The following is an 8,836-nucleotide window of genomic DNA, read 5'->3' as shown; positions in this document are numbered from 1 at the left end:
AATTGGGACATAGCCTTTTTATATCTGGCTATCAGGGGCGGGCCAGCAGACGTAACAACAAGTTGGTGGTACGGCGCGAATAGAGCAGCGAGAGATGACCAATGGCGGGTAACTCAAGGTCTTCCATACCCGCCAGCAGTTGCCGCTCTTGGGGCATCACCACATTGTCATGACTGGTGCGCACCGAGATCCCGGGTACGCAAAGAGGCACCGAGGAAAAACGTTGCAGCCAGCCAGAGCCGGGCTCCATTTCGCGAGCATTGGCCCCCAACCCCAGTGCGGCAAGCTGGCTCCCCTGATGGGGGGTTGCCAGGGTAATAAGGCGCGCGACCTTGTCACCACCATGGACCGCCAGATAGTCGCGGCAGACCAACCCGCCCATGCTGTGACCGACCAGCACCAATTTGTCAGCCCCGGTCTGCGCCAGCACATCGTCAATCCGGGTGGCCAGCAGCGGCACCATCTCATCGATATGGCCAAACGGTGGCATCAGGGTAATGGTGGCCACCACATGGCCAGCTGCTTCAAGCCTGGCACGCTGAGTGCGCCAGATCCCCCTGCTGCAGCCATAACCGTGCACCAGCAACACCGGCCGCTGACAGGCTGGCAACCGATCAGATGCCATCAACAGCGGTTCAAAAGGGAGTAACCAGGTAAAGGTGTAGAGGTAGGCGAGCATCTCTTGCGCCATCATCTTCACTCTCGCCCAAGTGCCGATGGCCGGGGAGGGGTAGAAGCGGGTAAACAGCCAGCTGCCCAGCACCACCAGACAGCGCAACGCCAGCAGGGCGAACACCACCATTAACAGGGTAAGCGGCCAAGAGAGGCTCATAACAAGATGGGCGATGCTCCCCAGAAGCAGCACCTCCACCATCAGTAAAATAAACAGGTGTCGTACGATAGTCATGTGCCAATGATCCGACCAGTCAGGCGTGGATGTCAAATGGCACTTTCCTATATCTTGAGCTAACCCGCGTTTATCCATGGTATCCACAGGCCATGTTCGATGCGTGGATTTGCAATACTGTATATCCATACATATACTCTGTTCACCATTACCAAGAGGAGGCCATCATGGCTGTCGAGATCAAATATGTGGTTGTTCGTGGGGGAGTAGAGAAGATGACCTTTGCCAGCAAAAAAGAGGCCGATGCCTACGACAAGCTGCTGGATACCGCCGATGAACTGATGACCCTGCTCGCCGGTGCCCCGATTGAACTGGCACCAGAGCAGCAAGAAAGTCTGGCGTTCTATCTGGCTGAACAACGTGACGTGCTGCAAACCCTGTTGCGTGGCGGTAAGGTGCAAGCAGCCAGTCCAGAAGAAGAGCAGACGCCGGCAGCAAAGCGCAAAGAGAAACCGCTCAAACAGGTCGCCTGATTGCACAGGCCTGCTATTTCTCGGGATAAACAGCTCAAGCCATTCAATTAATTTGCATTTAAAATCATTTTCACGGCTATTTACCCCGAGAAATTTTTAACAACGGTGCATATACAATGCATAACTGAATAGTGCGCAGTGACTAGCTACATCAGCCGATCCAACGAGCAAACAACTGCGAGGTTGTCGGCCAGACCGCTCGCGGAGACCTCAATCAGCAACAGCAAGGGACAGTACAGACACCCACAGAAGCTGCATTCATGCATCACGGCTTAGGCCCTTTTCTATCGTCGCGGCTCACAGACCCACACCAATTCACATCATCACCAACAAGCAACACCATGACTCAACACGCTTTATCCTTGCCGCCAGCCATGCCGCTGTTTGATAGCCTGATCTATCTGGAAGCTGGCAACCCGCAAGTCAATCAGTACCTTGCAAACCTCAGCCTCAACGACGTGCCCGATGCCGGACTGGTTTACGAACTGGCGGTCGATTGGCTGCTGGAACAGCGCAACAGTGAAAACAACTACAAAACCTATCGCAGTGAGCTGACCACCTTTTTGCACTGGTGCTTTTGCGAGGCAGCCATCAACCCCAAGGATCTGACCCGCCGCATCATGATGCGCTATCTCGACTACTGTCAGTCCCCGCCAGAATCGCTGATCGCCTATCGCAATGTGGCGCAGTTCGTCCTCGACAAGGAGTGGGGGGAGCGATTACCCAATCCGCAGTGGCGCCCGTTTCTGGGCAAACGGGAACTGGGGCGAACCTTGCCCTATCGCCTCAGTGAACAGGCGATGAAGACCAAACTCGCCATTTTGTCAGCCTTCTTCCAGTTCCTGATCCAGGAGGAGTACATGGACAGGAACCCCGCCTTGTTGCTACAGCGAGTCAAGCGGCCACAACAGCAAGAGGCCGATGATCAAGTTCAATGCTTCAGCGAGTTGCAGTGGTCCTACGTGATCCAGGCGGCCGACACCCTGGCCCGCGAGCATCCCGAGCAGCACGAACGCAGCCGCTTTCTCACCATCCTGATGTATGCCTGTTATCTGCGGATCTCGGAGGTCGCAGCCCGGCCAGGTTTCACTCCGGTGATGGGGCAGTTTCGCCGAGATCGCAAAACCGGCGTGTGGGGCTACTTCATTCCACAAAGCAAAGGGGGAAAGCGGCGTACCGTGGCGGTCTCCCAAGCGCTGCTGGCTGCGCTTGAACGCTATCGTTGCTTCCTCGGCCTTGCTCCTCTGCCGACGCCAGATGAACAGACACCTCTGTTCGTTCGCCACAAAGCGGCAGCTCATGGCCGTGAACAGGGCGAACTCAATGCAAATCTGGGCATTCGTCAGTTACGAGACCTGATCATGATGATCATTGGCAAGGGCGCAGATCTGGCAGAGCGGGATGGATTTACTCAGGATGGGGCTGAAATGCGGCAACTATCACCCCACGCCATTCGTCATACCGGGATCACCCACGATATCAATCTGCATGGGCGGCCACTATCACACGTACAAGCCGATGCCGGACATGACAGCATCGACACCACCTCTAAATATCTGCACACCAGTAACAGCGAACGGCATGAGAGCGCCCAACAAAAACCGCTCGACCGGCTGGGATAATGGTGAGAGATAACGATATTGAGCAATGCAAAGTTGTGAGTCTTTATCCTGTTCTTTGTTGTTTGTTTTTAAAACAACAGACGATTCATTAAGGTCTCATTCAAGCTGGTGCTGCTATTTTGTACTTCTCTGGGGTGGCAAGCGGTTCAGGGAATAACGAGGCGGTAAGGGACGAGTGCATTGCCATCAGCAGGATAAACATCCATCCCGCAGCAGAGAAAACAAACAATTAAATAGCTTGCTGAAAAATCGAGAAACCCTATGCCGCTAGATATCATCAAAAAAACCTACAAGCTGGTCGGACAAACCGATCTGATAGCGCAATTTACCCTGATCCCCTCGGGCACCTTGAATATCTGGTTTCCTGAAACCGGATTGCAGATGGAAGCGCCCTACAATCAGCTTCGCTTTGAAAATGACACCCTGCTTTATACCAATGGCATGCACTACAGCCAGGCGAGGGCATTCTGGTCATTGACACTCAAGGGTACCGATATGAGTGAACTGAAAAAACTGATCATCGAGATCTGTACTCAGTCCCGACCATTGCACCACTCGACCCCCATGCCCAAACGTAAGCGCTGGTTGGCAGCCTGATTGCATTGATCACATTCAACAAAGACCTGCATCGCAAGATGCAGGTCTTTCATTTCGTGGTTGTACCATCAACGCCGATACAAATAGGAGTAAAGCACCGGCAACGAAAAGATTCTGATTGTGCCAGCTGTGGTGATAACACTTTAATAACATTGATATTTATAGTTACCATGCCCTTGCATATCAAGCTACCATTGATGATGTTTATGTCAGTATTTACCTCGATACCAAGGAGCAGGTATGCAAGTCGCGGTGGTGGAAAAAACATTCAGGATCGTCGGTGAAGAAACTCTGGTAGCCCAGTTCACCTTTATCTCTTCAGGAACCCTGCATATCTGGTTTCCAAATGTGGGTCTGCAAATAGAAGCGCACTGCAAACAACTACGTATCGAAGAGGGCACCATCATCTACACCAATGGCCTCCAGCACGGCCAGCCCAGAGCGCTTTGGTCCTTGACTCTCCACCCTGAGGACATGAACGAACTCAAGCGCATCTTGCAGCAATTTAACAACAGCCTCTATTTAACCTGCCAACCACCCACATTAGCCATCGCCAAACGTGCCTTAAGCATGAATTGACCCACAAACTGTCGGAGCAGAGCACAGGCTGCTTCAGCCTTCGGTTGCACTTTATCCAGCATCCGCGCGGTCATTTTGTCGAAGTGGGGTAGGGGATTGAACCCTAACGGACGTTTCCAGAGGTAGCGCAGGCCCGCTTTGTCGCCGTCTCCTCGGCATCAAAGCACGGAATCGCCTTTGACAAGGCACTTTGCTTGGCCAGCCAGGCCATCTGGCGCCACTCGGTCAATGACCAAATTGAACGACTGATAGATAACCGATCACCATTTTGGTGCCGATAAAGCTAGTTATCGGCATCACCAGGGGTACTGAATGACAATTTATAGATTTTGCTCTTCTGGCGACGTTGTCACTTTGCATAGTGGTGGCCATAAAATGACAGTTAAATCAGTTGATTATGCTGAGCAGTCACCTGACGCTGAACGTGTCAATGTCTGTTGTGTATGGTTTAACGAAGCGTTGGACGGACAACCAATCGAATACACATTCCAACGTGAGCTGCTGAATCTTGTGGGCGATGAGTCACCATATGCACGATCACACATTCGATTCACTCTCGGCCAAGTGGTGAAACTTCGTAGTGGCGGGCCTTCGATGACGATTGCTGGCTTTGAAAGAACTGGCGATATTCGGGGCTATTTTTGCGTTTGGCTCGATGAGCACAACCGTGATCCTTTGACCTGCGTATTTCAAGCCGACTGCTTAGAAGCAGTGCCAGAGGCATAGCACTTTTGATCCAGAGGCATAGCACTTTTGATACAGGGGCCTCTGGCCCCTTTGTTCTACCCACAAGCATGACTGCGCATAATGTGGCCGCGGTATTATGTTGAGGGTTTTCCCCCTGCGATAATCCCGAAGGGGCAGGGGGACGCGACTAGGCAGGGACGTGGGACAGCTTGCTGGCATCGTCCCAACGCCGGAGCGCCCGTAACATAATCCGCATTTATGCGCAGTGACAAAGCGCCATATAACAAAAAGGGCCGCTATGGGCCCTCTGTTTAGTAGTAGCGATCCCTTCTCCACCACTTAAATCCGAATCCTGCTGCTGCGATGGATATGCTCATAAGCCACTGCCAAGATGACTTGCCATACCATGCAGGCTCGATAAAGAGCGGTTCACCATAACGACCACCGGCCCAGTGATTGAGAATTGGAGATAGCACCAATATCATGCCACCCAGCAACAGGGGCCATGTATCGCTAAATTTCCCCAAGATGTCTTCTTTTTGCAGGAAAACAGTAACCCCGAAAAAAACTACCCACATCAGCATGCCTGGTACAGTATCTATCGCCACTTTCCAAGGCACGCCGAATACCGACACGATCCCCCAAGTAAACAAGGCCAGTATCCCGCCACTGATTACTAGTACATCTGAACCATCATTGTTACGACTCATCAAATCCCCCCTATTGAGTACCGGAACGGCTAATACTGTACAGATACACAGGATTCCCGCAAGTCCCAATATACACAATAAAGAAGGGGGCTATGAGGCCCCCAGAGGTGATGACTACTCGTCGCCTTCGCTATCTTTGAGGTCTCTGAGCTTCTCTAAATCTTTAAGGAAAAACCGCTCACTCACTCTCATCGCCTGGAGACCAGCAATCAGTTTCGCAATGACGATTATCTCATCATCCTTCAGCGTTCTGATGTTGTAGAGGCTGAACATGGCCGCTTCTGCAACCTTGTTTCTCCGGCCATCGAACATGAGCTTCCCTTTTTTCACCATGTCCTTGTCTTCGCCAAACATGAGATAGACGGGTGACTCTTGGGTTGCTTCCGCGATCTTCTCCAACTCACTCGCGTAAACGTCCCTTTTGCCAGATGCGATACGTTTGAGTGTCGTTATGTTGACCCCAGTCATCTCCTCAATGCGTTCATATGTAGAGTGGGTTGTTATGGCCGTTTTGATGCGCTCAGCCCTTTGTAGGTCGGTCATAGTCTCTTCATCATGTTGCTGGGTGGGTACACCAGTCATTCTACCCTCCTGTTTTTTCCATTCTCGCCAAAGGATCTTATTTGACACTTTCTAGTGTCATTTGCCTTGATTCTAGCACAGGCTCTCACGTAACATATGTGACACCCTTTAGTGTCTATATTGGTATTGCCAAGGTTTCTCGTGATAGACCTCCTCAAGCTCGATTTACCCTTCAAAAGCGAATGGCAGTTGGTATCTCCAACGGCCGATCATCGCTCAGGGGTCTATATCGATCTGGAGCAGGTCGCGAAGCAGGGGAGGCTAAAGCTCTCCGCAATGGCCGTTGAGTATGAGATTGATGGGGATTTGACCGTTTCCGGCCTATCCCATCCCTTCGAGTCACTGCCAAGCCATTTCGGTAGCCTTGCAATGAAGATCCATCAAGGGGGCAGCAACCGCCTTCCAGGGGTCGAACTCAAAGCCTCTCCGGCAAAACTGCTGCAGGGCCACAACGTGTTCGGCCCAACGAGCATCGAGCTTTGCTCGACCGAACTGTTGGCAACACTGGCATGTGCCTGCCCTGAACTGTTTGAAATGCTGGACATCCCAAACACAACCCTTGAATGGATCGATGTAACGTTCTCCGCCCGGGTGAATACCGAAGAGCAGGGGAAACAGGTCATTTCTGCACTCAAAAACATCCGTTCCGGACAGACCAAGCAGAGCAGGATGAACCGTGATCATGAAACCACTGCCGAGTGGAACACCGGCAGCCGCCATCGTTCCTTGAAAGCCTATTTGAAAGGCCCAGAGTTCCAGCGGCAGCTGGCCGAATACATGAAGCGTCTTCAAAAACAGCCGAAAAATGAATCACTGCGCCGCTGCGTTGAGGTCATGAAAAACCCAGCATTGCAGCTCTATGCGAGCCTTTGCGTTCGCTTTGAAGCCCGATTGAAACAACGGGCACTGACCAAGCATGGTGTCCCGTTCAGATTGTTTGACGCCATCCAGTACCAAAAAGACTACGAGAAAGACGGCCGCTGTTTGATTGCCGATCTATGGAAAGCCGCATTTAAAGAACTGTTTGATGCCCTGGGGGAACAGCCCATGAAGGTCTACACCGACGACGAGATCCGCAACGCGCTCTACACCAGTTATCAGCGCATCACCCCGAAGGGGAACACCAGCTATGCCAAGGCCCAAAGGGTTCATGGCTTTTATCGCCGGCTACTCAATGAAGGGTATGAAACGGTTTATCGCAGCATGAGCAGAGAGACATTTCGCCGTCATTTGGCCGACCTGATGGCTGTAGGCCTCACCAAGGCACAATTACAAAACCTCTCTGGCGAAGCCTCCAATGTGGTACCGCTGATCCAGGTGATCAATATCGACTTTGGCCAGCAGCACCCCGATTGGTATGTCGAACCCGTCAGCACGTTAGACCGCATGGCCGCAGCAGCACAACCCACAGAGATCGTCACGATTGAGCGAGATCCGTCCGGTTTACCCAAAGTAACCCGCACCCTCATCGAACCAATAGCAGGGGCAATGCCGCCTCGTGCTTATCCATCATCACCTGGGCACCGCCTCAGGGCCGTCAGTTAAGGAGTGTCATTTATGCATCAAGGTGTTCTCATCCGTGGCCGTATGCTCGGCTCTCGTCAGCAAAACACACAGGGGCGGAACGGCCCTATCACTCGCCATGAAATCGGCATTGCGGTGAGCCGTTCGAATGGCTTTGGCGGCTTCCAGGAAGAACAAATTGTGATCCGGGTTCCCAACGCCCTTGCCCAAGCAGGCATCCCGCTGCAGGCCAACAGCATGATAGACAAAGTTGTCGAGATCCCTGTTTGGCTTGAAGCGTGGTCTGGTCAGCGTGGTGCTAACGTGACCTACCACATGAGCAATGATGCGGCTCTTCGCGAAGTAACCTCACTTTCGCATGAGAAAAACAAGGTGTGATCGATGGCGCTCAAATTTCTCAAAAGACATATCCATTGTGAGGAGGGGACAACCCCTGTTCTAGAGGCTCTTTCAAGCGATAAACGACATTACTTCACCAGTTCGATACCTGGGATCATATTTCACTACGTTGATGATGACTTGGTATATGTCGGCAATACAGTTTTCAACACTGAGCAAGAATTGAAAAAGGTAATGAAGACTCTTTATCGCTCATGGGAATAACACCATAGGCAAAAATGGCTTATTGCATCGCTGTTAATGAACAGGGGTTTCTGTATCAGACAGATATCCCTGTAAAAGAATGTTCCTCTATGATTATCCAAACCGTAGAGGAATATAAACAATCCACCGTTGATATAGCACCGTCAGATATCGCCATTATGTTTTCATGGGCGTTTGGCGCAGTTGTTGTTCTCGGTTGGTTTCCTGGCTTCGCTATCGGTGTAGCGAAAAAAGTAATTAATCTCTTGTGAGGTACTTATGTCTATTATCAAAAAAGCTATTCCTGTAATCATCGTTGCAGCTTCTGCACCGGCTTTTGCTGCCGGAGAAACATCGGCTCTTGACCAGATGTTTGCTGCTGTCAATTTGGGAACGGTTGTAACCTTCGTTGCAAGTGCCGGTGTCACTATTGTTGGCATCGCGCTGGCAACCAAGGGGATCTCCTTGGCCAAACGCTTGGTCAGCAAAGCCTAATGACCGCTTCCTTTGCCTATATCGTCTTCATGTCGTCAATTATTACGATAGGGGGACTATCAGGAATGGCGTTTGTTA

General features: G+C 51.5%; 12 protein-coding genes. 9 read left to right on the top strand and 3 right to left on the bottom strand.

Translation table 11 applies throughout. The features are described 5' to 3' along the window. Nucleotides 1-31: 31 nt before the first annotated feature. On the bottom strand, nucleotides 32-907 hold the full coding sequence (locus BN1135_RS17995; protein WP_042023442.1) for an esterase/lipase family protein: 876 nt from the start codon (nucleotides 905-907) through the stop codon (nucleotides 32-34). A 167-nt stretch (nucleotides 908-1,074) separates the two neighbouring features. Between BN1135_RS17995 and BN1135_RS17990 the strand changes: the two genes are divergently transcribed. The 5 genes from BN1135_RS17990 to BN1135_RS21830 all read left to right on the top strand — a co-directional run bounded on the left by BN1135_RS17990 (nucleotide 1,075) and on the right by BN1135_RS21830 (nucleotide 4,904). Beyond that, complete coding sequence (locus BN1135_RS17990) at nucleotides 1,075-1,380, top strand: YebG family protein (RefSeq protein ID WP_042023440.1); 306 nt, start codon at nucleotides 1,075-1,077, stop codon at nucleotides 1,378-1,380. Between the two features lie 374 nt (nucleotides 1,381-1,754). Then, nucleotides 1,755-3,002 (top strand): tyrosine-type recombinase/integrase, encoded by a 1,248-nt coding sequence (locus BN1135_RS17985; protein WP_042023438.1) that lies wholly within the window; start codon nucleotides 1,755-1,757, stop codon nucleotides 3,000-3,002. Nucleotides 3,003-3,263: 261 nt separating this feature from the next. Next, nucleotides 3,264-3,599, top strand: a complete 336-nt coding sequence (locus tag BN1135_RS17980) for a hypothetical protein (RefSeq protein ID WP_052443858.1) — start codon at nucleotides 3,264-3,266, stop codon at nucleotides 3,597-3,599. Nucleotides 3,600-3,839: 240 nt separating this feature from the next. Further along, complete coding sequence (locus BN1135_RS17975) at nucleotides 3,840-4,178, top strand: hypothetical protein (protein ID WP_042023436.1); 339 nt, start codon at nucleotides 3,840-3,842, stop codon at nucleotides 4,176-4,178. 312 nt (nucleotides 4,179-4,490) lie between these two features. Then, nucleotides 4,491-4,904, top strand: a complete 414-nt coding sequence (locus tag BN1135_RS21830; RefSeq protein ID WP_082186835.1) for a DUF2158 domain-containing protein — start codon at nucleotides 4,491-4,493, stop codon at nucleotides 4,902-4,904. A 272-nt stretch (nucleotides 4,905-5,176) separates the two neighbouring features. On the opposite strand, the gene BN1135_RS17970 is transcribed toward BN1135_RS21830, so the two are convergent. Together BN1135_RS17970 and BN1135_RS17965 are read right to left on the bottom strand one after the other, a co-directional pair. Beyond that, complete coding sequence (locus BN1135_RS17970; protein WP_042023435.1) at nucleotides 5,177-5,575, bottom strand: hypothetical protein; 399 nt, start codon at nucleotides 5,573-5,575, stop codon at nucleotides 5,177-5,179. A 114-nt stretch (nucleotides 5,576-5,689) separates the two neighbouring features. Then, on the bottom strand, nucleotides 5,690-6,157 hold the full coding sequence (locus BN1135_RS17965) for a helix-turn-helix domain-containing protein (RefSeq protein WP_071287626.1): 468 nt from the start codon (nucleotides 6,155-6,157) through the stop codon (nucleotides 5,690-5,692). 141 nt (nucleotides 6,158-6,298) lie between these two features. Here BN1135_RS17965 and BN1135_RS17960 point away from each other — a divergent pair, with 141 nt between their 5' ends. From BN1135_RS17960 to BN1135_RS21235, 4 genes are all read left to right on the top strand, one after another. Further along, entirely contained in the window at nucleotides 6,299-7,702 is a 1,404-nt protein-coding gene (locus BN1135_RS17960; RefSeq protein ID WP_042023434.1) for a phage/plasmid replication protein, II/X family, read from the top strand. Nucleotides 7,703-7,714: 12 nt separating this feature from the next. Continuing rightward, a complete protein-coding gene (locus BN1135_RS17955) occupies nucleotides 7,715-8,059 on the top strand; it encodes a DNA-binding protein (RefSeq protein WP_042023432.1) in 345 nt (114 codons plus the stop codon). Between the two features lie 314 nt (nucleotides 8,060-8,373). Beyond that, on the top strand, nucleotides 8,374-8,535 hold the full coding sequence (locus tag BN1135_RS22255; RefSeq protein ID WP_154109889.1) for a hypothetical protein: 162 nt from the start codon (nucleotides 8,374-8,376) through the stop codon (nucleotides 8,533-8,535). A 7-nt stretch (nucleotides 8,536-8,542) separates the two neighbouring features. Beyond that, nucleotides 8,543-8,758: a hypothetical protein gene (locus BN1135_RS21235; RefSeq protein ID WP_052200095.1), complete on the top strand. Its 216-nt coding sequence runs from the start codon at nucleotides 8,543-8,545 to the stop codon at nucleotides 8,756-8,758. Nucleotides 8,759-8,836 lie beyond the last annotated feature (78 nt).

Origin of the sequence: Aeromonas sobria (assembly GCF_000820145.1) — a bacterium.
GTDB classification, from domain to species: Bacteria; Pseudomonadota; Gammaproteobacteria; order Enterobacterales; family Aeromonadaceae; genus Aeromonas; species Aeromonas sobria.
Note: the sequence above shows the minus strand (reverse complement) of the source record. Positions and strands in the feature narration are given on the sequence as shown.

Coding starts and splice junctions, on each gene's coding strand:
- BN1135_RS17995 (WP_042023442.1), bottom strand. CDS start 907: ATGACTATCGTACGACACCTGTTTATTTTACTGATGGTGGAGGTGCTG.
- BN1135_RS17990 (WP_042023440.1), top strand. CDS start 1,075: ATGGCTGTCGAGATCAAATATGTGGTTGTTCGTGGGGGAGTAGAGAAG.
- BN1135_RS17985 (WP_042023438.1), top strand. CDS start 1,755: ATGCCGCTGTTTGATAGCCTGATCTATCTGGAAGCTGGCAACCCGCAA.
- BN1135_RS17980 (WP_052443858.1), top strand. CDS start 3,264: ATGCCGCTAGATATCATCAAAAAAACCTACAAGCTGGTCGGACAAACC.
- BN1135_RS17975 (WP_042023436.1), top strand. CDS start 3,840: ATGCAAGTCGCGGTGGTGGAAAAAACATTCAGGATCGTCGGTGAAGAA.
- BN1135_RS21830 (WP_082186835.1), top strand. CDS start 4,491: ATGACAATTTATAGATTTTGCTCTTCTGGCGACGTTGTCACTTTGCAT.
- BN1135_RS17970 (WP_042023435.1), bottom strand. CDS start 5,575: ATGAGTCGTAACAATGATGGTTCAGATGTACTAGTAATCAGTGGCGGG.
- BN1135_RS17965 (WP_071287626.1), bottom strand. CDS start 6,157: ATGACTGGTGTACCCACCCAGCAACATGATGAAGAGACTATGACCGAC.
- BN1135_RS17955 (WP_042023432.1), top strand. CDS start 7,715: ATGCATCAAGGTGTTCTCATCCGTGGCCGTATGCTCGGCTCTCGTCAG.
- BN1135_RS22255 (WP_154109889.1), top strand. CDS start 8,374: ATGATTATCCAAACCGTAGAGGAATATAAACAATCCACCGTTGATATA.
- BN1135_RS21235 (WP_052200095.1), top strand. CDS start 8,543: ATGTCTATTATCAAAAAAGCTATTCCTGTAATCATCGTTGCAGCTTCT.